This is a genomic window from Confluentibacter flavum, from assembly GCF_002843175.1.
GTDB classification, from domain to species: domain Bacteria; phylum Bacteroidota; class Bacteroidia; order Flavobacteriales; family Flavobacteriaceae; genus Confluentibacter; species Confluentibacter flavum.
Genome location: NZ_PJEO01000056.1, coordinates 117,556 through 140,698, shown reverse-complemented (window position 1 = coordinate 140,698; position 23,143 = coordinate 117,556). Strand labels below are relative to the sequence as shown.

At 33.4% G+C, this 23,143-nt stretch carries 17 protein-coding genes and 1 tRNA gene; 14 read left to right on the top strand and 4 right to left on the bottom strand.

The genetic code is table 11. From position 1 onward, the window contains the following. Window positions 1-2: 2 nt before the first annotated feature. Complete coding sequence (locus CSW08_RS16935) at window positions 3-785, bottom strand: hypothetical protein (RefSeq protein WP_106661106.1); 783 nt, start codon at window positions 783-785, stop codon at window positions 3-5. Window positions 786-1,036: 251 nt separating this feature from the next. Between CSW08_RS16935 and CSW08_RS16930 the strand changes: the two genes are divergently transcribed. From CSW08_RS16930 to CSW08_RS16915, 4 genes are all read left to right on the top strand, one after another. After that, window positions 1,037-1,870: a GLPGLI family protein gene (locus tag CSW08_RS16930; protein ID WP_106661105.1), complete on the top strand. Its 834-nt coding sequence runs from the start codon at window positions 1,037-1,039 to the stop codon at window positions 1,868-1,870. 36 nt (window positions 1,871-1,906) lie between these two features. Further along, the gene (locus CSW08_RS16925; protein WP_106661104.1) at window positions 1,907-4,636 is read left to right on the top strand and encodes a TonB-dependent receptor; all 2,730 of its coding nucleotides are present in this window, start codon (window positions 1,907-1,909) and stop codon (window positions 4,634-4,636) included. Window positions 4,637-4,694: 58 nt separating this feature from the next. Next, window positions 4,695-4,776: transfer RNA gene (locus CSW08_RS16920), tRNA-Tyr, on the top strand. A gap of 244 nt (window positions 4,777-5,020) precedes the next feature. Beyond that, entirely contained in the window at window positions 5,021-7,390 is a 2,370-nt protein-coding gene (locus CSW08_RS16915; RefSeq protein WP_106661103.1) for a GAF domain-containing protein, read from the top strand. Window positions 7,391-7,444: 54 nt separating this feature from the next. Here the strand turns inward: CSW08_RS16915 and CSW08_RS16910 are convergent, their stop codons facing one another. Next, window positions 7,445-8,626 (bottom strand): Pycsar system effector family protein, encoded by a 1,182-nt coding sequence (locus CSW08_RS16910; RefSeq protein WP_106661230.1) that lies wholly within the window; start codon window positions 8,624-8,626, stop codon window positions 7,445-7,447. A 98-nt stretch (window positions 8,627-8,724) separates the two neighbouring features. Between CSW08_RS16910 and CSW08_RS16905 the strand changes: the two genes are divergently transcribed. Next, window positions 8,725-12,432: a metallophosphoesterase gene (locus CSW08_RS16905; protein WP_106661102.1), complete on the top strand. Its 3,708-nt coding sequence runs from the start codon at window positions 8,725-8,727 to the stop codon at window positions 12,430-12,432. Between the two features lie 69 nt (window positions 12,433-12,501). On the opposite strand, the gene CSW08_RS16900 is transcribed toward CSW08_RS16905, so the two are convergent. Together CSW08_RS16900 and CSW08_RS16895 are read right to left on the bottom strand one after the other, a co-directional pair. Next, on the bottom strand, window positions 12,502-12,945 hold the full coding sequence (locus tag CSW08_RS16900) for a DinB family protein (RefSeq protein ID WP_106661101.1): 444 nt from the start codon (window positions 12,943-12,945) through the stop codon (window positions 12,502-12,504). 103 nt (window positions 12,946-13,048) lie between these two features. After that, on the bottom strand, window positions 13,049-13,951 hold the full coding sequence (locus CSW08_RS16895; protein ID WP_106661100.1) for a BRCT domain-containing protein: 903 nt from the start codon (window positions 13,949-13,951) through the stop codon (window positions 13,049-13,051). A 260-nt stretch (window positions 13,952-14,211) separates the two neighbouring features. On the opposite strand from CSW08_RS16895, the gene CSW08_RS16890 reads away from it, so the two are divergent. The 9 genes from CSW08_RS16890 to CSW08_RS16850 all read left to right on the top strand — a co-directional run bounded on the left by CSW08_RS16890 (window position 14,212) and on the right by CSW08_RS16850 (window position 23,141). Next, a complete protein-coding gene (locus CSW08_RS16890) occupies window positions 14,212-14,886 on the top strand; it encodes a glycerophosphodiester phosphodiesterase (RefSeq protein WP_106661099.1) in 675 nt (224 codons plus the stop codon). Then, complete coding sequence (locus CSW08_RS16885) at window positions 14,883-16,094, top strand: BaiN/RdsA family NAD(P)/FAD-dependent oxidoreductase (RefSeq protein WP_106661098.1); 1,212 nt, start codon at window positions 14,883-14,885, stop codon at window positions 16,092-16,094. Before CSW08_RS16890 ends, CSW08_RS16885 begins: the two co-directional genes overlap by 4 nt. 59 nt (window positions 16,095-16,153) lie before the next feature. Next, entirely contained in the window at window positions 16,154-16,552 is a 399-nt protein-coding gene (locus CSW08_RS16880; protein ID WP_106661097.1) for an endonuclease domain-containing protein, read from the top strand. A 109-nt stretch (window positions 16,553-16,661) separates the two neighbouring features. Beyond that, the gene (locus tag CSW08_RS16875) at window positions 16,662-17,198 is read left to right on the top strand and encodes a DUF1697 domain-containing protein (protein ID WP_106661096.1); all 537 of its coding nucleotides are present in this window, start codon (window positions 16,662-16,664) and stop codon (window positions 17,196-17,198) included. After that, entirely contained in the window at window positions 17,199-18,302 is a 1,104-nt protein-coding gene (locus tag CSW08_RS16870; RefSeq protein ID WP_106661095.1) for a diphosphomevalonate/mevalonate 3,5-bisphosphate decarboxylase family protein, read from the top strand. It begins immediately after the preceding gene. Between the two features lie 196 nt (window positions 18,303-18,498). Next, complete coding sequence (locus tag CSW08_RS16865; protein ID WP_106661094.1) at window positions 18,499-19,428, top strand: mevalonate kinase family protein; 930 nt, start codon at window positions 18,499-18,501, stop codon at window positions 19,426-19,428. A 48-nt stretch (window positions 19,429-19,476) separates the two neighbouring features. Continuing rightward, on the top strand, window positions 19,477-20,379 hold the full coding sequence (locus tag CSW08_RS16860; RefSeq protein ID WP_106661093.1) for a geranylgeranylglycerol-phosphate geranylgeranyltransferase: 903 nt from the start codon (window positions 19,477-19,479) through the stop codon (window positions 20,377-20,379). Between the two features lie 88 nt (window positions 20,380-20,467). After that, window positions 20,468-21,340: a pseudouridine synthase gene (locus CSW08_RS16855; protein ID WP_106661092.1), complete on the top strand. Its 873-nt coding sequence runs from the start codon at window positions 20,468-20,470 to the stop codon at window positions 21,338-21,340. Window positions 21,341-21,671: 331 nt separating this feature from the next. Continuing rightward, window positions 21,672-23,141, top strand: coding sequence for a type III PLP-dependent enzyme domain-containing protein (locus CSW08_RS16850; RefSeq protein WP_106661091.1), 1,470 nt, complete (start codon window positions 21,672-21,674; stop codon window positions 23,139-23,141). Window positions 23,142-23,143 lie beyond the last annotated feature (2 nt).

Sequence of the window (23,143 nt, the reverse complement as noted above, 5' to 3'; positions counted from 1 at the left end):
TTTTAATTTATTTTAAATTTATGAAGAAATTTACCATCGTAAATATACAAGGTTTCGTTGGTTACAAAAAACTGATTTATTAACAAATTAGGGAGTTTAATGGTGTTAGGTGTTTCTGTACCGTCTTTCAAATAAAACAACTCGTTATCTTTTTTTAAGATAAGATTTCCATTGTTTTCAACTATTTGGGTATAACCATCATTATCCATTTTTTTTAACAAACTTCCAAAATAATTATACACGTATAAATAGTCTTTAGTAAGTAACCAGCAAGTGTTATAATTGCTTTTTAAATCTAAAACGCTGCCATTAATTGGTAACGTTTTAGCACGAGCGGCATTAGTTTTATAATCATAAAGCTCTAAATCTTGTGTGTCTTGATTGAAAACCCAAAGGGTATTATCGAATCCAGTTGATACATGTGTAACGTTTTTATATGGCTGAACCGCATTGAAATCAACTTTAAATATTTCAGCTAGTCTGTTATCTAGAACTACAACTGTATTGAAATCTTTGTAAAAAACATTAATTTTTAAAGGATTAAATGTATTTACAGAGGTAATACTCCCTAATTGAAAGTTGTTGTAACCAATATCAATGCCTTTTACCTCTTCACTTTTTTTAAACAGGATGTTTTCTACGATATAAAATGTAGTATTAAAATCATTTATGCTCACTAAAGTATCGGCAGTAAACTCGGTTTTCTCTATAAATGTTGGTTCTATAGAATCTTGAAGAACTATTGATAAAGAGAAAAATGTGATAATATAATATAGGTGTTTCATAGTGGGTTTGAAAATACAAAAACCTAATCAAAATTCTGCAAAAAAAATTTAATTAAGTAATTCAATAAAAATTTAACAATATGTGATTAAACGAAATGAATTTAAGTTAGTCTAAATGCCATTAAACCAAGTTCATAAATAACATTAACATTAAAGTTATGAAATCGCCATTAATAATAAGTTGCAAAAAAGAACACCAATCAAAATAAGGCGATACCATATGACCATTAAAAAACAATAAATAGTTACATATGAAAATTATATCTTCAAAAATAGTTATTACAGTCTTATTAGTTTTTGCTACAGTTTTATCCTTTGCTCAAAAAGACTTTCAAGGACAGGCTTATTACCAAACCAAAACATCGTTAGATATGAATTTTGGTGGCAGACAAATGAGTGAGGAGCAAAAAAAGCAAATAGCAGAACGTATGAGAAGCTCATTGGAGAAAATCTTCATTCTTACATTTAATCAATCAGAATCTTTTTATAAGGAAGAAGAAAAATTAGAAGCTCCTGCGCAAGGTGGTGGAAACATGCGTTTTAGAATGATGGGTGCCGGGGGTGGAGAATATTATAAAAATGTAAAAGAAGGAAAGTTAATCCAACAGGCAGATTTATATGGTAAACAATTTTTAATAGTAGATAGTTTGCCAAAATTGAATTGGGACATGGGGTCAGAATCTAAAATGATTGGACAATACTTATGTTTTAAAGCTACTGCAGTTAGAAAGGTTGTTGGTGGAACAGCTATGCCTTTTGGAAGAAACAATAACGAAAATCAAGTAGAAGCTCCAACCGAATATACGGTTACTGCTTGGTACACCCCACAAATACCTGTTAGCCAAGGCCCAAGTGATTATTGGGGCTTACCAGGATTGATATTAGAACTTCATGACAACAATACGGTTATTTTATGCTCTAAGATTGTCCTAAATCCGACAGAGAAAGAAAAGTTAAAAGTCCCATCTAAAGGTAAAGTAGTCACTACGGCTGAATATGAAAAAATAGCTCAAGAAAAAGAAGCGGAAATGCGTGAAAATTCTGGAGGCAGAAATATGGGCGGCGGCGGACGTGGACCTTTCTAAAAATATTACCAATTAAACCAATCTTAAGATAATTTAATGAAAAAATTAATTTTAATAGTAACTGTTTTAGTTGCATGCTCTACGTATGCACAAGTAAAACTAGAAGGTATTGTAAAGGATAGTATTGGAACACCTTTAGAATTGGCAAGTGTAATTGCCCTTAATCAACAAACACAAAAGTTGGATTCTTACGGAATTACCAGTTCAGACGGTCGTTACAGGTTGGCTTTAGATAAAAATACAATTTACAAAATACAGGTAAGTTATATTGGTATGAAAACCTTTCAAAAAGATGTAACCACAACAGATCAAGACATTTTTTTAGATATTAATTTAGAAAATGATAATACCCTAGATGAAATTGAATTAATTTACGAAATGCCAGTAACCATTAGTGGCGACACTATTGCTTATAATGCCGATTCTTTTAATACTGGAACAGAAAGAAAACTTGGGGATGTTCTCAAAAATTTACCTGGCGTACAGATTAATGATGACGGTCAAATAGAGATAGAGGGGAAAGTAGTTTCTAAAATCATGGTGGATGGCAAGGAGTTTTTTGATGGCGATACCAAACTGGCCACCCAAAACATCCCTTCCAATGTTGTTGACAAAGTACAAGTGCTTAAAAATTATGCTGAGGTTGGTCAGTTAAGTGGTGTAACCAACAACCAAGACAATGTTGCCATCAATATTAAATTAAAGGAAGGTAAAACAAATTTCTGGTTTGGTACAGTAACCGCCGGTGGTGGGTATTCAAATCAAGATGGATTGTATTTATTACAGCCCAAACTATTTTATTACAGCCCAACTTATAGCATTAATCTTATTACCGATTTGAACAATTTAGGTGAAGTTGCTTTTACCCGTCGAGATTATTTTAACTTTACGGGTGGGTTTAACAATCCTAGCCAGCAAAGTGGTACCAATATAAATTTGGGATCCAACAATCTGGCTTTTTTAACGGCCCAGAATAATAGAGCCAAAAATATTGTTTCAAAACTGGCAGCAGCTAATTTTAGCTGGTCTCCTAAAAAAACATTGGATTTAAGTGGGTTTGCTATTTTCTCTAATAATAAAACAGAAATGCAAGAAAATAGGTTTGTCCAATATTTAGCCCCTGACTCTGCCATACCTGATGAGAGTACTGAAAGTAACACGGTACAACGTAGTGATTTAGGGATGCTAAAATTGTCGGCCAAATATAAACCCAATGGTAGTAATCAACTAGATTATGATATTATGGGTCGCTTGTCAAAAGAATCCCAAGATCAAGGGTTTTTCTCAAGTATAAATGGTGACGTTCTTCAGGCGGAAGGCTCAAGTCCCTACAGCCTTAACCAAAATTTAAAGTATTATTATACGCTTAATGATACCAATATTTTTGCTTTAGAAGTGTTGCATTTATTGCAGGATGAAGATCCATTCTATAATGCTATTTTAGCTAATGATCCAACAAATAACGATGATGTTGATTCAGATTCTTATGATGGTACAGCTTTGAGTTTAGGATTAGATAGAGATCAATTGAGTTATAACCTTAATCAAAATAAACGAGTAAAAAGTAATCAAATTGATGCCAAAGTAGATTATTGGAATATTTTAAATAATACAAGTAATATCAATGTCACTTTAGGAACCATATTGAGTACACAAAAATTCAATTCTAATATCTTCCAATTTCTAGATAATGATTCCATGTTCAATCCCACACCAACATTAAATGGTGGTCTGGATGATAATATCATTAAATATAATTTTAGTGACATCTATTTAGGATTTCATTACAGATTAAAATCCGGTATTTTTACCCTCACACCAGGCTTTTCAGCACATGCCTATAGTACTAAAAACGCACAGTTGGGTCAAACTGTTACCGATAATTTCTTTAGGGTATTGCCAGATGTAAATGTATTGATGCAAATAAAAAATAGCGAACAAATTACTTTAAACTATGGTGTTCAAACACAGTTTACCGATGTGTCCCAATTTGCAGCAGGTTTGGTTTTAAACGGGTACAGTTCATTGTTTACGGGTAATCCAGATTTAGAAAGTGCTTTGTCCCATAACGTAAGCCTAAATTATAATAGTTTCAGTATGTTTAATTTCACTAACATTTCCGCTAGGCTTAACTATAATAAAAGTATTGATAACATTAGAAACCAAATAGACCAAACAGCTTCAGATAATGTCATATTTGTAAACACCCCTTTTAATTCTCCATTTGCTGATGAAAGTGCGAGTGCCAATGGTAGATATCAACGAACATTTGGTAAAATTAGAGCGTCTGTAAATGGCACATTTAATTACTCAAAATTCAACCAATTTTTTAATGGTGTTCAATCTGTAAACGAGAGCTTCACTCAAACCTATGGAGGTGAGTTAAGAACCAATTTTAAAACGGCGCCCAATGTTGAAATTGCATACCGCCACAGTATTCAAGAAAATAACAATAATACATTCTATACAAAATCACCATCTATACTGGTAGATGCCCTTATTTTAAAGTCCTTTACGTTTAAAACCGATTTCTCTTATAATAACTATAGCGATGGAGTAAAAACGCTTAATAATTTTAAATTTTGGAATGCCTCTTTGTCTTATAGAAAAGACGCTGATTCCAAGTTGGAGTATGAGCTTAGAGCGACTAACTTATTTAATACAAAATCGCAAAGTAACACCAATGCAAATAATATATCTATTAGTGCCACAGAGTATTTTATACAACCACTATTTGTGTCGTTTAGATTGATATATCAATTGTAAAATCCGTGTTTTTTATTTTGCGTTATTAGGGAAGAGTAATATATTTGCCCTCGGTTTTGGGGAGATACTCAAGCGGCCAACGAGGGCAGACTGTAAATCTGCTGACTACGTCTTCGCAGGTTCGAATCCTGCTCTCCCCACTTTAACTCGAAAAGTCTGCATTTTTATGCGGACTTTTTTAATTCTTTTAAAGACTCAGAGAACTAATTGTTTCCACTCGTTTAATGGATATCCTATCTATTTTCAACTTTCAATATACCTAAAATATAGTCGGTATTACCCAAGGATAAAATAATTCAGTTTTTTTGTAATAAAAACCAATTACGGTCGTCTATTCTATATATTTTGTATTTTTATAGTCATAAAAAAAATCGTTTAACTGTTATGTACCAACCTATTGAATCCCCAATGCTTTTGCAAATAAGCTTTAAAAAGTTATTGGAGCAGTATGAAGCTCTGCTTGGCAGTGGAGACGATTTTATGATTACAAAAGCAAAACATATTTTAGAGTTTCAGGAAAAATACCCTGCGCTTAGGGAAGGTTTTACGGATTTTTCATTGTTAGAAACATACAAGGAACCAATAAAAACCATATTGCAAGATTCATTTAGTCCGCTCTTAACATACAACGAAATTAAAACGGCATCGGTTCCTTTTCAAAATATTATATTTAATGCTTCCGCAAGGTTTAAAAATATTATTAAAACAGCAGGAAAGGATTTTGAGCTTAAAATTAAAAATATGCCCGAAGATGACACCTACATTATTGCTTGTACGGTCATCTTAAATTTTTGTTATGGTTACAACTTAAGCTTAAAACGCCCCATGTTTTACGAGATACCAGATGCTCATGGTATTAAGCGCTATTATAAAATATTGTACAATGCCGATTTTTGTGAAATTGTGCCAACAGATAAAGCTGTAAAAATTACCCAAGATGATTATGAAGAACTGTTGGATAATTTTGGAAATATAGAGCTTTGGAAAGCGAAATTCCCGCCCAATAGCCATATTTTCAAAGGGTTTGTTATATCCAATATTTTTGATGTGACGGACGATCAATCTATTTCAAACATAAAATCCAGTTTAATTGGTGAGGTAAAACAAAAGGACGAAAATTTTATAAAAGAGTTTCAAAATGTTTTTCAATCACTATTGGGTTTAAAAGATTTAAAAGTTGGGTTTTCGGTCTATAATAAAGAAGAAGATAGCTTCGAGCGGGTTTTGGGAGAGGACATGGTAAGTTTTCTTGTTAATAAAAACGAGGGCTTACTTTGTGAATCATCTTTATGCCATGAGTGTTATGATATGCTTCTGAATGAAAAAAAGTTCTATTCCATATCCGATGTTGATAAGTTTGATAAGCTTTCGGATAGTTCTAAGTTTAAAATTTTAAAAGACCAAGGCATTAAAAGTGCCATTTTAGCGCCTATAGCCAGTAATGGTGAATTGTTGGGTATTTTAGAACTTGTTTCAAGTAAACCAAAAGTTTTAAATAGCATTAATGCTAATAAACTAGTGGACATCATGCCATTTATAGTGTCTACTGTAGAGAGATCTAAAAAGGAAGAACATAATTTGATAGAGGCTGTTATTCAACAAGAATGTACTTCCATACATCCTAGTGTATCGTGGAAATTTAAAAATGCCGCAAAGAAATTTTTATTTGATAAACAAAAGCAAGAAGGCAATGCGACCTTCAAAAAAATTGTGTTCGAAAATGTGTATCCTTTATTTGGTCAAATGGATATAAAAGGGTCGTCTGATGCCAGAAATAAAGCCACCCAAAGAGATTTGACTTTACAGCTCAGTTTGACAGAAAAAATACTTGAAAAAATAGAAAGTGAAAGAGCGTTACCCATTTACAGTCAAATACGATTTCAAATTGAAAGCTTTAAAGAAGAATTGACATCTAATTTCAAAGTTGATAGCGAATTGATACTTTCTCTCTTCTTTAAAAATGAAATAGAACCGTTGTTCAAGTTTCTTTTAAAACAAGACCATTCATTTAACGAAGCTATTCACGACTATTTTAGTAAAATAGATGAAAGCCTAGGACTAGTATACCATTACCGTAAAAATTATGACGACACAGTAGCACTAATCAATAAAAACATGGCTAGGCTGCTGGATGAAAAACAAGTTGAGGCACAAAAAATGTACCCGCATTTTTTTGAACGTTTTAAAACCGATGGTGTAGAGCACAATATGTATATAGGAGAAACTATTACAAAGGAAGATAGTTTTAACATCATATATCTATACAACCTCAGGCTATGGCAACTTCAGGCAATGTGCGAAATGGAAAACGCCTATTATAGCAACCAAGATAATTATCCATTAAGCCTAGATATTGCTTCCATGATTTTGGTTTTTAATCAACCCCTATCCATAAGATTTAGAATGGATGAGAAAAAATTTGATGTAGATGGGACTTATAATGCCAGATATGAGGTCGTTAAAAAGAGAGTAGACAAAGCCTTCATTAAAGGAACCCAAGAACGCATAACAGGTAAAGGTAAAATCGCTATTGTTTACTCCCACAAAGAAGATGAAATAGAATATTTACGCTATATCAAGTTTTTACAATCCAAAAAAATGCTTGATATAGATGAAGAAATTGTAGAGTTGGAAAATCTTCAAGGTGTTACCGGCTTAAAAGCCATAAGGGTAAGTTTACTTTATAAAGATAAAGGAAAAGACGCTAAAAATTTCTTTACCTATAATGATCTAATGAATGAAATTAAAGCCTAAGTATCTTGCTTGGCGTAGGCTTAACTGTTAAGATTTTACCAGTATAGTTAAGGTTTACCCTCCTTTGGTTATTTTAAAGGCTACAGCAAATGCAATAACAGATATAATCATGCCTGTCATAAATATGTTGTAGGTAACCCTTAAAATTCTATATTTTCTATCTAAAACTTTTCCTAAAAAATATAAGTCTTTGGTCATAGAATCATATAGATAATCTTTGTCTTTTATAAGTTCTGAAATGGCCCATTGGTATTCCTTAAGTTCCATTTTATGGAAATTTCCAAAAAAGGTTAAGTTAACACGTTTTTGTTCAACATCTTCTATGGTAAATTCTCCTCTGGTTATATTGGGCCTTGTGGCAATAATGGACAATACCATAGATATAACACTTGATATGGTAAAAATAACTGTCGGAATTATTAAATAGTGGTTGGAAGGGTTGTCTAATTTTGAAATCAAGTTAGAAAGTACAAGCGAAATAATGATGGCATTGACCGATAATAAAATATTGGCTTTTGTATCGGCAATATCGCTAAGCTTTATGTGGTTTTTTAAAGCAACCCTAAAAAATGTTTGAATACCACGTTCTGGATTTTCATTTTTGAATTGGGTTTTAAGATCCTCGGTTTTTGATTTCAAAGTCAGTTTCCCCTTTTTATTTATAAGCTTAGATAAGTTTTTCTCTTTTTGTGGTTGCCAGTTTTTAAGAGCATAATCACTATAAAATTGATGTTGCTCTGAAAGTAATTTTATATTTTCGTCCAACCATTCTTTTGGAGAGTAGTTTTTAATGTCCAATATTTCAAGCTCTTTTCTTAAAAATTCGCTAGCGTCGTTAAAATTGTCTTTACCAAAATGAGATGTATCGGCATCTTTTATAATTTTTTCTAGTGTGGTATTTGGTTTGCTATCAAGCTTTGTCGCCAAAATACAAAGGTTTACACTGTCGATGGTTTTGTTGTCAACACCATGTTCTTTTAAAAAACCAGTGGCTATTTTTACACTTTCATTTTCATGACCTTCAATAGTTTTAATATAGCCGGTATCATGTAAGAGTGCTGCTAGTTTTAGGGCTAAACGATCTTCTTCGTTAAGATTGGTGTTTTCAATAATTTCGTCAACACCATTGCAAACACATTCTGTATGGGTGTAATTGTGGTATAGAAATGTACTTGGAAGTTTTTCTTTAAATAAATTAAAAACGAATTCCTGCGTTTTTTTTAAAATATCTGGCATATTTTGCATTTGTAAATAATAATACAAATTACTGAAAAATTTATTAAAAAAGATGATTTGCTAATTTGTATATTTATGTTAAAAATACGAATCATTACATGAAGTTGCAATTCAAATTAATCCCTCATTTGTTAACTTTACTGCTTGTTAATGCTTGTGCAACTCACAAAGCACAATATGCCCATGAATATTCAAGTCTTGGTGAATCTCAAAACAAAGACGTAGATAAAACATTTTATTTGATAGGTGATGCCGGTTTATCACCTACCAACGGATTGTCCGATGGTTTACAAGCGTTTCAAAATTATATCTCAGATAAAAATACAGAAGGCGATTATGTCATTTTTTTAGGCGATAATATTTATCCGTCAGGCTTACCCGATGTAGACGAAAATGGCAGGGCAAACGCTGAAAATAGTTTAAATGCCCAAATAAAATCAATAAGGGATTTTAAGGGTAAAACTGTTTTTATTCCAGGAAACCATGATTGGTATGCTAACGGGTTAAAAGGCTTAAAACGTGAAGAAAATTATATTAAAGACGCTTTAGGTAAAAATACCTTTTTACCAGAAAATGGTTGTCCTTTGGAAAGTATTGACATTAGTGACACGATTCAATTAATCATCATTGATACCCAGTGGTATTTAGAAAATTGGGACTATGCTCCAACCATTAATGATGATTGTGATATTAAAACCCGAGAGCGCTTTTTTGAAGACATTGAAGGCGAAATAAAAAAAGCCCAAAATAAAACAGTGGTTTTCGCTATGCACCATCCTATGTACACTAATGGTTCTCATGGTGGGCATGTTGCGGCAAGTAAGCATATCTTTCCGTTCCAACAAAAAATTCCATTACCCATAATTGGGTCTTTAATGACGCAAATAAGAACACAAGGTGGTGTTTCACCACAAGACCTTTACAACGAGCGTTACCATGAATTGATGAGCCGTTTGGAAACCATTGCACTAGGTGAAAGCAATGTTGTTTTTGTTTCAGGACATGAGCATGCGTTGCAATACATAGAAAATAAATCCATTAAGCAAATAGTGTCCGGTTCAGGTTCTAAAGAGTCGCCCGTTGTATTAGGGAAAGATGGACTGTTTGCTTATGGCAAACAAGGTTTTGCTGAGTTTGTCATTTATAAAGATGGCAGTAGTTGGGTTAATATGTTTGCTGCGGAAAACGGGAAAGCAAAATTGGTATTTCAGAAAGAAGTACAAAAAATAAATCAGGTTTTTGATTATTCCAAACTGCCTGACGCTTTTCCCCAAAAAGTTGAGGCATCCATTTACGCCAAAGAAGAAACCGATAAAACAGTTTTTTTTGAATCGGTTTGGGGCGGTCACTATAGAGACGTTTACAGCACAAAAATAAAGGTTAAGGTCGCCACTTTAGATACGCTTTATGGAGGATTGGAAGTTATTAGAAAGGGTGGCGGACACCAAACACGCTCCTTACGTTTAAAGACCAAAGAGGGCAAGGAACTTAGCATGCGGGCGCTCCGTAAAAGTGCAACACAATACCTTCAAACGGTATTATTTAAAGACACCTATATTGTAGATGAATTTGAGAAAACGGCTGTTGAAAACTTGGTTCTTGATTTTTATACCGCCGCACATCCGTATGCGTTTGCAGTGATCCCAGATCTGTCGCATGCCGCAAAAATAGTCCACACCAATCCGAAGTTATTTTACATTCCTAAGCACAAAGCTTTAGGGAATTATAATGATGAATTCGGAGACGAATTGTATATGGTTGAAGAACGTCCCGAAGATATTTCTTTTAATGAGCAACATCTGGAAAATGCCGATGATATTAGAAGCACTTACGATGTCATTAAAAAGGTTCGTGAAGATGAGAAATATAAAATAGATGAACATGCTTTTATTAAAGCCCGTCTTTTTGATATGTTGGTGGGCGATTGGGATAGGCATCAAGACCAGTGGAAATGGGCGGAGTTTGATGTAGATAATGGCAACAAGGTTTTTAGGCCCATACCAAGGGATAGAGATCAAGCATTTTCAAATTTTGATGGCGCATTATTGGATGTTATGAAAATAATATCCGGTCCAACAAAACAGCTGCAAGTTTATGATTCAGAATTAAAGGATATTGACTGGATGAACAGTGCCGGTATTAAACTAGATAGGGTTTTAATCCAAAAAGCCAGTCAAGAGGATTGGCTGCAGGAAGCGGCATTTCTACAAGAACATATCACAGATGCCGTAATTGACGAGGCATTTTTAAAAGTACCCAAAGAAGTACAGGATGAAACATTGGATGCCATTAAAACAAATCTGAAAGGAAGACGAAGCAACCTTTTGGATATTGCGACACGGTATTACAAGCATATGAATGAACTGGTAATTTTGATGGGAACCGATAAGGATGATTACATTGAAGTGACTAGAACAAGTGATAAAGAAACCCATATAAAAATATCAAGGATTAAAGCTGGTAAAAAAGCTGATGTGCTGGTAGATAAAACCTTTAATAGAGAGGTTACCAAGGAAATTTGGGTGTATGGCTTGGATGATAAAGATGTTTTTCAGGTATCAGGAAAGGCAAATAATATGATTTATACGCGCCTTATCGGTGGGCAAGGTGATGATACCTATGTCATTGAAAATAGTAGGCGCATCAAGGTGTATGACCATAAATCGAAAAAGAACACCATAGAACAGAATCATGGCGCCCAAATAAAATTCACCGATATTTATAACTTAAACCTCTTCGATTTTCAAAAGAACATTACCAAAACAGCCACCATCACGCCAAGTTTTGGATTTAACCCAGACGATGGTTTTAAAATAGGGGCTTCTTTTGTTAAAACGGTAAAAGGATTTCAACGGAATCCGTTTTCACAACAACACCATTTTAAAGGGGGGTATTTTTTTGCAACTAATGGGTATGAGCTAAATTATGAAGGCGAGTTTGCTAACATACATCAAGATTGGAACTTACAGGTTTCTGGAAGATTTACATCTGAAAATTTTACTAATAATTTCTTTGGCTATGGCAATGAAACCGTTAATAGCGATGACGATTTCGGACTTGATTATAATCGAGTGAAAACAGGAATCTATGCACTTAATGTAGGCGTCATTAAAAAAGGAAATTTCGGAAGCGATTATGGTTTTAAAGCCCTTTTTGAAGGGATTGAGATTGAAGATACTCCAGATCGTTATATTTCTAGTTTTATGCCTCTTGCAAACAATGATTTTTATACAAGACGTTTTTTTGGCGGACTTCAAGCACAATACCATTATAAAAGTTTTGACAATGCCACAAACCCAGCACGAGGGATGACGTTTCTTTTAAATGTTGGTGGAAAAACAGAGTTTAAGGAAACTAAAAACACGTATGGTTTTGTGAATTCCGAATGGGGTTTTTATAATGCTTTAACCACAAACAAAAAATTAGTCCTTAAAACAGATGTTAGAGGTCAACTAAGGTTTGGTGATAATCTCATCTTTTACCAAGCAGCCAATATTGGCGGTAATAATGGGATGAGAGGGTATAGAACAGAGCGTTTTACAGGTAAAAATGCATTGACCGGTAGTGCTGATTTACGGTATAGTTTCCCATCATTTAAAACCAGGGTTTTGCCTTTACAGTTAGGGGTTTTTGGCGGTTTGGATGTTGGTAGGGTTTGGTTGGAAAACGATCCTTCAAAAACATGGCACAACGATTATGGAGGTGGCTTTTGGGTAACGGCAGCCCAAACATTATCAGGTACTTTTAATTTGTTTCAGGGAGCTGAAGGTCTTCGGTTTTCGTTTGGTTTTGGTTTAAGCTTTTAGTTTGAATGGGAACATTATTTTGCTACTTCGTAAGCTATTTTGATATCACATAAATATATTACCTAATAATCATCGCTTGTGAAAAATGTAGTCAGTCACCAAAGGGTCGAGGCCATTTTGCCTAAAGTCGGTTGCAATTTGTCCTCTGTGGTAAGTTGAATGATTTATGACATGAAAAAGATTGTCGCGAATACTGTTGTTAAAAACCAGTCCTTTCGTATTCTTATAATTGATCATGTCGTTTAGGTCAAAGGTGTCAAGTATAAGCAATGAATTCTCATAGTTTGTTTTATCCATATTCATGCAGTTTTGAATGGGATGCATGTCCCAAACGCCATACGTGTTTTGAATTTGATTAATTCTGCTATTCCAAATATGGTGGGCATTGAGTATGTGGTTATATAACTTGATCGATTTTTCAGAAATTCTATCCGGATGTTCATTAAAAACATGCCATAATTTTTGGTTTGAGTGATGATTGTATTGAAATAATTCCTTAAAAAATGCTTTCATTTTCTATATGGGTTCAGTTTGTTTAGTATAACAGACATTTGCGTAGTTTAAGAATTAAGATAGGAAAACATAAATTTAAACGTTTGCTAGTGAAGGAATAGTTTTATTTCAAATCTTCTATTGCGTCCATAAAGTCAAATTCATGAATTAAACAAATCTGATGTCCACCTTTTCTCAATTCCAAAGCTTTTTCTACTTTCCGTCCGTAACAGGCGAAAGCCCAAGCTGGGTTTCCGTTATCTCCAACAATTAAATAGTCAGTTTTTTTGGTAATTGATTTTGTCGGTATTCCTCCTAAATCGGAAATAAGATTTTCTAATTCAGTTCGATTACCACTTTTCAAAACTCCAGTTACACAAAATGTTTTACCGTCAAAGTCTATATTTGGGTCACTAGTGCAATGGCCAGAAATATTTATATTGGCAGTTTCATTATCAATTTTTTCAGCAATATCCTTGTTTTCGATATTTATAAATTGATTTAGGTAAGCTTTTAAAATCAAAACTTCTTCTTCCTCAATTTTTCCGTCCGATACTATAGAAAGAATTAAACTCCTAATTTCGTCATAAGGATAGTATGTACTTAAATGAATATTTTGCTCAAGCCATTCCTTAAGGTCATGAATTTCTTTTTCATTTATAACTCCATCTGCTAAAATTCCGTGACATATTCCTTGAAGAGTTTGTAAATCAGTTGTCACTGCATTATAATAGTAGCTGTCATTTTCGTATTTCTGACAAAGCCAGAATAAATCTTCTATTGTTTCCGTTGCAGGAATATTGCTAGAAATTGTTTCTTCAATAATGGTCATAAATTCTTTGAAAGGATTTCGGTTTATTAAACTCCTATGGTTTTCTGCCCATTTTTTTAGTTCATTGATTTCCTTTTGGTTTACCTGCTCGTCTAAATTTATTCCAAGTAAGATTCCTTTCAATGAGTTGATTGCTTTATCAGCTCTTGCTCTTGAAGTAACAACTTCTAATTCTTTTTGGCTTAATTCGCTCATCGATTATGTTTTTTCAAATTATTTCTAACGGATAATATGAAGAACTTTACCCCACATCGTCCGTTTACTATTACATCAAATCTAGCATATTTTTTATACAAATTAAAAATTATGTAACATGTAATAAAAATGCTATCCTAAACGTCTGACTATATTCGTATTTTTACCAAATGAAATGCGCATATTTTGAATATTTTAATAAATAAGCAAATAAATCCTATGTGTATTCTATCTTACCAAAGAAAAATATATATAAAAAGATGAAAAAAATAGGACATCGCGGCGCCAAAGGGCATTCACCCGAAAACACCTTAGAATCGATTAAAAAAGCATTGCAATTAGGGGTGGATGGTATCGAAATAGATGTGCACCGATGTGCGTCTGGGGAGTTGGTGGTTTTTCATGATTTTACCTTGGATAGGATGACGAATACGTCTGGCGAAATTTCAAAATTCACCTTAAAACAGTTGAAAAAGGTTGAGGTGAAGGGACATACCCAAATCCCAACCTTGTCGGAAGTTATGGCCTTTGTAAACAACAAATGTTTGTTGAATATAGAGTTAAAAGGACAAGACACCCCAAAAGAAACGAGTAGATTAATCGATTTTTATATTGAAAAAAAGGGATGGGATTATAGCAATATTATTGTGTCCAGTTTTCAAAAGGATTTATTGGAAACGGTTTATAAAACAAACAGTAACATTCCTTTGGGCGTGATTACCGATACAAATCTGGAAGAGGCGGTTAATTTCGCAAAAACAATAAACGCTTATTCCATACATCCAGATTACACCCTGTTAACCCAAGAGATTGTTGCCAATTTAAAGGAACAATTTAAAGTGTTTACATGGACGGTAAACAACTTAAAACCAATAAAGCGTATAAAATCGTATGAGGTAGATGGTATTATCTCCGATTTTCCAGATAGACTATGACAGAAAAAGACGTGCTTGTCATTGGCGGTGGAGCTGCTGGGTTTTTTGCTGCCATTAACATAGCAGAGCAAAACACAAAGTTAAAAGTTGCCATCTTAGAGCGCGGTAAAGACGTGTTGACCAAAGTAAAAGTGTCTGGTGGTGGCAGGTGCAATGTGACGCACGCCGAGTTTATTCCACAGGAACTCGTATTAAATTATCCAAGAGGCGAAAAGGAATTATTGGGACCGTTTCATCAATTCATGACGGGCGATACCATAGACTGGTTCGAAAAACGTGGCGTTCCTTTAAAAATGGAGGATGATGGACGCATGTTTCCCATAACCGATTCTTCACAAACCATTATCGATTGTTTTTTAAACGAAGCCAAAAAAAATAAGGTGGACATTTTAATGAATCATTCGGTAAAATCCATTCAAAAAGAATCAGATGTATTTGTAGTGGACACCAATCAAGGCCTATTTACATCTAAAAAAGTATTGATTGCCACAGGGAGCAATCCAAAAATCTGGAAGCTTTTAGAAGATTTAGGGCATACCATTTCTAATCCAGTACCATCGTTATTCACTTTCAACATAAAGGACGACCGCATTCAAGATATCCCAGGCGTTGTGGTTAACCATGTTCTCGTAAAAGTTGCAGATAGCCATTTAGAAAGTAGCGGTACATTACTCATAACGCATTGGGGTATGAGCGCACCAGCCATATTAAAATTATCGGCTTTTGGTGCTTTGGAATTAGCAAAACGGGATTATAAATTTAAAATAGACATAAATTTTATAAACACCTCTTTTGAAGACTGTTTGGATGTTTTAAAAGAATTAAAGCTTGAGATAGCTAAAAAAACAGTTTATAAATCCGCTCAATTCGATGTGCCCAAACGGCTTTGGCAAAAATTGGTTTTGGCTTCTAAAATGGACAATGAAACCCGTTGGGCTGACTTAAATAAAGACCAGTTGGAGAGTTTGGCAACGCAATTAACGCAAGCCATTTTTAATGTAGAAGGGAAAAGCACGTTTAAAGAAGAGTTTGTAACCGCAGGGGGTGTTGAACTCAAAGAAGTTAACTTTAAAACCTTTGAAAGTAAATTGGTTCCTCAATTGTATTTTGCTGGTGAAGTCTTGAATATTGATGCCATTACAGGTGGTTTTAATTTCCAAAATGCATGGACCAGTGCATTTATTGCCGCTCAAAATATGTCACGGTAAGTCTCCCCTCTAATAAGAGGGGATTAAGGGGTGTGTTTTTATAAATTAGTTGTTTAAAAATGAAAATATATTACAATCCAAAACTTAAAGAACTAGCAAGGCAACTGCATAATAATTCAACAAAGTCTGAAATTAAATTATGGACTTTTTTGAGAAGAAATCTAATGCACAATTATGATTTTCACAGACAAAAGCCTATTGATGAATACATTGTAGATTTCTTTTGTAACCAACTACAATTAGCTATTGAATGTGATGGTTATTCTCATGAAATCTTGGAAGTTTTTGAGAAAGATGTAAAGAAAACTAATCGCTTAAATGCGTTAGGAATTCATGTTTTGAGATTTTCGGATTATCAAATTATGAATGATATGGATAATGTTTTAAGGGCGATTGAAGATTATATTTTTAGATTTGAAGAGAATGGTGGTACACCTCCCTCAGTCACTCCTTGTTAGGAGGGAAACCCAAATATGGATATACTCATGCAAAGATTATATTTTTAAATTTGAAGAGAATGATTTTACACCTCCCTCAATCCCTCCTTTTTAGGAGGGAAGTTTAAAAATGAAAACATACATCGCACTTTTACGGGGTATTAACGTGGGTGGACATAAAAAAGTGCCCATGGCAACATTACGTGAATTACTCACAACATCGGGGCTTAAACAAGTTCAAACCTATATACAAAGTGGTAACGTTATCTTTAAATCTCAAGAAGAAGCTCACGAATTAGAGGAAACCATTAAAAAAAGCATTTTGGATTATTTTGGATTTGAGGTTTTCGTGATTATAAAAACACCAAATGAATTACAAACTATTTTAAATGACTGTCCGTTTCCAAAAGACAAAATGGAGAAAAGCTTTTTTGTTATCTTAAGTAAAATTCCCGATACGCCATTGGTTAAGGAAGTTCAACAACTTACCTATGAAAATGAGGAAATCATCATCAAAAAAGACGCTCTTTATTTTTATTGTTCAACAGGCTATGGGCAATCAAAATTCAACATGAATACGTTTGAGCGAAAGTTAAATGTGATAGGAACCTCAAGAAATTACAACACAATGGTAAAGTTATTATCTTTGTCAGGAGAAATTGATTAAATGACCGAACAACAATTCATTCCTAATCCAGATAGCTATAAGGACGATGCCAAAACCCTTGAAAGCGGTAAAGTTACTTGGGAATCGCCTAGCAATATTGCTTTGGTAAAATATTGGGGAAAGAAGAAAGACCAAATTCCAGAAAATCCTTCCATAAGTTTCACGTTAACCAATTGTAAAACCATTACGACATTACATTTTTATAAAAAGGAAAATACCAATGTGTTTTCATTTGACGTGTTTTTAGATAACAAACCGAAAGACGATTTTAAACCAAAAATCGAAACATTTTTCAAACGGATAGAGCTTTATTTGTCTTTCTTAAAAGATTACCATTTTAAAATTGAAACGACCAATACCTTTCCACACAGCTCTGGCATAGCGTCCTCCGCATCTGGTATGAGTGCTTTGGCATTGTGCTTAATGAGCATGGAAAAGCAGTTGGTTGGCGATATGGAGCAAACCTATTTTAACAATAAAGCCTCATTTTTGGCACGATTGGGCTCAGGAAGTGCCTGTAGAAGCATAGAAGGTGATTTGGTGGTTTGGGGAAAACACGGCAACATTGAAGGAAGTAGTGATTTGTTCGGTGTAAAATATCCTTACAAAGTCCATGAGAATTTCAGGAATTACCAAGATACTATTTTGCTGGTTGATAAAGGAGAAAAGCAAGTAAGCAGCACTGTGGGACATAATTTAATGCACAACCATCCATTTGCTCAAGAACGGTTCAAACAAGCCCATAATAATCTAAATACGTTAATGGGCATTTTAGAGTCTGGAGATTTAAATGCATTTATAGCCATTGTTGAAAGTGAAGCACTAACATTGCATGCCATGATGATGACCAGCATGCCGTATTTTATTTTAATGAAACCTAATACACTTGAAATTATTAATAAAATATGGTCGTTTAGAAAAGAAACCGGACTGCACGTAGGGTTTACTTTAGATGCTGGCGCCAATGTACATGTGTTGTACCCAGAAAATGAACATGCACGGATTCTTGAATTTATTAATAATGAGTTAGTTGCGTATATCGAGAATGGACAATATATTGCCGATAAAATTGGTTTAGGAGCTAGGCAAGTAGAATTTCGATGAATGATTAAATGGATTAGTGTTAATTGTTTACTTAATAAAGATAACATAGCAAAACCAAATGTTATATCTTTGCCTCGAGATTTATTATGAGAAACAGGATATTTAAATAATTCGGAGTATCTTAGTATTCAGATAGATATTAAAGTATTAAAACGAAATAATTGTAGATTATTCATTGCATATTATTAATTAATTTATGAAGGGACCTTTATTTTACTCGAAAATTCTACTCTTTGGAGAATATGGAATCATTAAAGATTCCAAAGGCTTATCAATTCCTTATAATTTTTATAATGGGGCTTTAAAAGTAGACGAGCATCCTTCAGAAATTGCCATAAAATCCAATGAAAGTTTAAAACGTTTTGTTGGTTACTTAGAGACTATGGATTCTGGGTTGGTGGAATTTGATATTGAACAACTTCGGCAAGATGTTAATAAAGGAATGTATTTTGATTCCTCGATTCCGCAAGGGTATGGCGTTGGTAGTAGTGGCGCTTTGGTAGCTGCCATTTACGATAAATATGCTAGTAATAAGATCACTGTTTTAGAGAATTTAACTCGTGAAAAACTATTGACACTTAAAGCCATTTTTTCGGCTATGGAATCTTTTTTTCATGGAAAATCTTCCGGTTTAGATCCTTTAAATAGTTATTTAAGCATTCCTATACTTATAAATTCTCAAAATAATATTGAAGCTACAGGTATTCCTTCGCAAAAAAGCGAAGGTAAAAATGCTGTATTTTTATTAGATAGTGGCATAATAGGGGAAACTGCCCCAATGGTAAGTATTTTTATGGAAAATATGAAACAAGAAGGATTCCGTAACATGCTAAAAGACCAATTTATAAAACATACGGATGCCTGTGTTGATGATTTTTTAAAAGGGGATATAAAATCGTTATTTAAAAACACAAAACGATTATCAAAAGTGGTTATCAACCATTTTAAACCGATGATTCCACTGGAATTTCATGAGCTTTGGGAAAAAGGTATTAAGACCAATGACTACTATTTAAAACTTTGCGGTTCTGGCGGCGGTGGTTATATACTTGGTTTTACTGAAGATATAGATAAAGCGAAACAAGTCCTTAAAGATTATAAATTAGAGGTCGTTTACAACTTCTAAACTTCTGTCACCCTGAGCGCAGTCGAAGGGTATATTTAAATTTTTCTTATGCTAAGCCGAAGACAGAAACATATTCTACTTAAATTTTTTAGTATGTTTTCTGTGGTAAGAGGTTACAATATACTTGTGGTTGTTGTGGCTCAATATGTTACATCTATTTACATTTTTGCACACGATAAGCCAGTCCGCCAAGTTGTTTTTGATGTTAATTTATTAATGTTGGTTTTGGCATCGGCTGCCACTATAGCCGGAGGGTATATCATCAATAATTTTTACGATTCGGAAAAGGATTTGATCAATAGGCCACATAAATCCATGATTGACAGGTTGGTGAGCCAAAACACAAAATTATCGCTATATTTTGTATTGAATTTTATGGCTGCGGTTATGGCAAGCTACGTGTCTTTTAATGCCGTGATTTTCTTTTCGGGCTATATTTTTGGTATTTGGTTTTATTCACACAAATTGAAAAAAATGCCTTTTATAGGTAATATCACATCGGCTATTTTAACGATTACGCCCTTTTTTATTATATTTATTTACTATAAAAATTTTGAACCTGTTATTTTCGTGCATGCCATGTTCTTGTTTTTAATCATTTCTATGAGGGAGTTGACCAAGGATTTGGAAAATATAAAAGGGGATTTGGCACTTGGTTACCAAACTATACCAATTGTGTATGGTGAAAAAGCATCAAAAATAATGCTGACTATTTTAACATGGTTAACGTTAATTCCAATATATCTTTTATTGTATAATTTTGAAGTGGGACGTATGGATATTTACTTTTATTTAAGCCTTATTTTGTTGTTGTTTTTTATACTGTTTGTATGGAAATCTAAAACTAAAATGCATTATTTAATACTTCATAACATCTTAAAACTTATTATTCTTTCGGGCGTTTTAAGTATTTTATTAATAGATGTAAATGTGATTTTAAAACATATATAAGAAGAGTGTTTTTTCATGTAACAAATCATCAATCCAAAAAATCGTCAATCATAAATTTAAACATATCTTTGCAAAAAATAATTAAGTTATGAGTAGGCATCAAGGCGATAAAGGCAATGGGAAAATTTCGGGAAGAGGAGGTGAATCTAGTCGCAAAAGTAGTTATTCAAGAGGCAACGCGCCTTTAAAAAATCAAGGAGGCTACACAAAACCATCTAGCCCAACTAAGGCTACATCGGTCCATAAATCGAACCCGAATGAAATTCGTTTAAATAAATATATTGCGAATTCTGGTATTTGTTCCAGAAGGGAAGCCGACGTGCACATTGCTACAGGTTTGGTAACTGTTAACGGCAAGGTGATCACAGAAATGGGTTATAAAGTAAAGCTTGATGATGAGGTTAAATACGATGGCGCACGTGTAAATCCAGAAAAAAAAGCCTATGTTTTGCTTAATAAACCAAAAGGATTTGCCACCACAACCAGTGAAGGCAAAGGAAGAACTGTTATGGATTTGGTTGCCAATGCCACAACATCACGTATTAAACCCATCGGACGTTTGGGCAGGAACTCATTAGGCTTGTTATTGTTCACCAATGATGATGCTATCGTAGAAAAATTTACAAATTCCAAAAATGGGATTGCTAGATTATTTCATATCGAACTTGATAAAAATTTAAAGCTTGAAGATTTAAAAAAGATTCAAGCTGGTTTTAAAATTGAAGGAAAACTGATAGCAGTTGAAGAAATCAGCTATATTGATGGTGCTTCAAAAAATGAAATAGGCTTAAAAATAAAAAATACAGGTAATACGATTATACGATCCATATTTGATTACTTAAAATATGAGATTGTGAGTTTAGACTGTGTTGCTATTGGGCATCTTACCAAAAAAGACCTACCTCGTGGGCATTGGAAACACCTAACCGAGCAAGAGTTAAACACCCTCAAAATGCTTTAAATAAAGATGATAAAAAATAACATTTTTTTAAATGAAATAAAAAAAAATGTATTTCATTTGTAAAGTAAATGCTGAACAAATTGAAACGTGTTTGTATCTTCGGGCTTTTGGAAATTAAGAAGTTGTTTTCAAAGGCTGCTTACAGGGAAAGTAACCGAAATTTAAAGCTGACTTCTGTATATTCTATTGTTGGTAGCCAACATAAATATGCCTTTATTCCTACGACCCAAAGTCAGATTCAAATTTGATAAATAGAAAATATTATTTGATTAGAAACATATGTTTCATAACTTTAAAAAATTAATATAAATCTATTATATCGAAAAAACGGATGAATACTAAGTATATAGATCTAATAAATCAATCATTTTATTTTCCACAAGAAGAATTTAAACTAGAAGATAAAAATTTACAATTTCACGGCATTGACTTAATGCAGTTGGTAGAAGACTACGGAACGCCGTTAAAGTTTACCTATTTGCCGCAAATTTCGAACAATATAAATAGAGCAAAATCATGGTTTGCCAGTGCCTTAAAAAAGCACCATTATAAAGGGAAATACAATTATTGCTACTGTACAAAAAGTTCTCATTTTAAACATGTTTTAAATGAAGCCTTAAAAAATGATATCCATATTGAAACATCATCGGCTTTTGATATTGATATAGTTCAGAATTTAAAGAAAGAAGGAAAGATTACCGATAAAACTTATGTGATTAGCAATGGCTTTAAAAGGGAGCAATATGTTACAAACATTGCTAAATTAATAAACGGCGGCCACAAAAACTGTATTCCCATTATTGATAATTACGAAGAAATTGATTTACTTTCCAAGGAGATCAAAGGACGCTTTAATATAGGCATTCGAATCGCTTCAGAAGAAGAACCAAAATTTGAGTTTTATACCTCACGTTTAGGTATTGGATACAAAAATATCGTGCCTTTTTACAGGTCTCAGATAAAAGAAAACAAAAGGGTAAAACTTAAAATGCTTCATTTCTTTATCAATACAGGTATTAGGGATAATGCCTATTATTGGAACGAATTACTAAAATGTTTAAAGGTTTATACAAGTTTGAAACGCATTTGTCCGACGTTGGACAGTTTAAATATTGGCGGCGGTTTCCCTATTAAAAACTCGTTGGCATTCGATTTTGATTATCAATACATGGTTGATGAAATTATCAACCAAATAAAATTAATGTGTGAGGAAGAAGAAGTAGAAGTGCCAAATATTTTTACTGAATTTGGTAGTTTTACAGTAGGTGAAAGTGGTGGTGCCATATATGAAGTGCTTTACCAAAAACAACAAAATGATAGGGAAAAGTGGAACATGATTAATTCCTCTTTTATTACGACGTTGCCAGATACATGGGCCATTAATAAACGTTTTGTCATGCTGCCGGTCAATAGATGGAACGATAGTTACGAGCGCGTTTTATTAGGTGGTTTAACCTGTGATAGTGATGATTATTACAATAGTGAACAACACATGAACGCTATTTATTTACCAAAGTATAATAGGGAAAAACCTTTGTATATTGGGTTTTTTAATACAGGCGCCTATCAAGAAACCATAGGTGGCTTTGGCGGATTACAACACTGTTTAATTCCTGCACCAAAACATATTTTGATTGATAGGGATGAAGATGGCAATTTAACTACAGAATTATTTAGTGAACAACAAAAAAGTGAAGACTTACTTAAAATTTTAGGTTATGATGTTAGCCAAACTTATGAAACCGACGTATTAGCGGCATCTGTTAATGGTAACATGCAATTAGCCAATAAATTAAAATAATT

What these genes read in the sequence shown, in the direction of transcription:
- CSW08_RS16910 (WP_106661230.1), bottom strand. Translation starts at nt 8,626, where the DNA reads ATGCCAGATATTTTAAAAAAAACGCAGGAATTCGTTTTTAATTTATTT.
- CSW08_RS16865 (WP_106661094.1), top strand. Translation starts at nt 18,499, where the DNA reads ATGAAGGGACCTTTATTTTACTCGAAAATTCTACTCTTTGGAGAATAT.
- CSW08_RS16870 (WP_106661095.1), top strand. Translation starts at nt 17,199, where the DNA reads ATGACCGAACAACAATTCATTCCTAATCCAGATAGCTATAAGGACGAT.
- CSW08_RS16915 (WP_106661103.1), top strand. Translation starts at nt 5,021, where the DNA reads ATGTACCAACCTATTGAATCCCCAATGCTTTTGCAAATAAGCTTTAAA.
- CSW08_RS16885 (WP_106661098.1), top strand. Translation starts at nt 14,883, where the DNA reads ATGACAGAAAAAGACGTGCTTGTCATTGGCGGTGGAGCTGCTGGGTTT.
- CSW08_RS16850 (WP_106661091.1), top strand. Translation starts at nt 21,672, where the DNA reads ATGAATACTAAGTATATAGATCTAATAAATCAATCATTTTATTTTCCA.
- CSW08_RS16860 (WP_106661093.1), top strand. Translation starts at nt 19,477, where the DNA reads ATGCTAAGCCGAAGACAGAAACATATTCTACTTAAATTTTTTAGTATG.
- CSW08_RS16930 (WP_106661105.1), top strand. Translation starts at nt 1,037, where the DNA reads ATGAAAATTATATCTTCAAAAATAGTTATTACAGTCTTATTAGTTTTT.
- CSW08_RS16890 (WP_106661099.1), top strand. Translation starts at nt 14,212, where the DNA reads ATGAAAAAAATAGGACATCGCGGCGCCAAAGGGCATTCACCCGAAAAC.
- CSW08_RS16895 (WP_106661100.1), bottom strand. Translation starts at nt 13,951, where the DNA reads ATGAGCGAATTAAGCCAAAAAGAATTAGAAGTTGTTACTTCAAGAGCA.
- CSW08_RS16935 (WP_106661106.1), bottom strand. Translation starts at nt 785, where the DNA reads ATGAAACACCTATATTATATTATCACATTTTTCTCTTTATCAATAGTT.
- CSW08_RS16875 (WP_106661096.1), top strand. Translation starts at nt 16,662, where the DNA reads ATGAAAACATACATCGCACTTTTACGGGGTATTAACGTGGGTGGACAT.
- CSW08_RS16925 (WP_106661104.1), top strand. Translation starts at nt 1,907, where the DNA reads ATGAAAAAATTAATTTTAATAGTAACTGTTTTAGTTGCATGCTCTACG.
- CSW08_RS16880 (WP_106661097.1), top strand. Translation starts at nt 16,154, where the DNA reads ATGAAAATATATTACAATCCAAAACTTAAAGAACTAGCAAGGCAACTG.
- CSW08_RS16900 (WP_106661101.1), bottom strand. Translation starts at nt 12,945, where the DNA reads ATGAAAGCATTTTTTAAGGAATTATTTCAATACAATCATCACTCAAAC.
- CSW08_RS16855 (WP_106661092.1), top strand. Translation starts at nt 20,468, where the DNA reads ATGAGTAGGCATCAAGGCGATAAAGGCAATGGGAAAATTTCGGGAAGA.
- CSW08_RS16905 (WP_106661102.1), top strand. Translation starts at nt 8,725, where the DNA reads ATGAAGTTGCAATTCAAATTAATCCCTCATTTGTTAACTTTACTGCTT.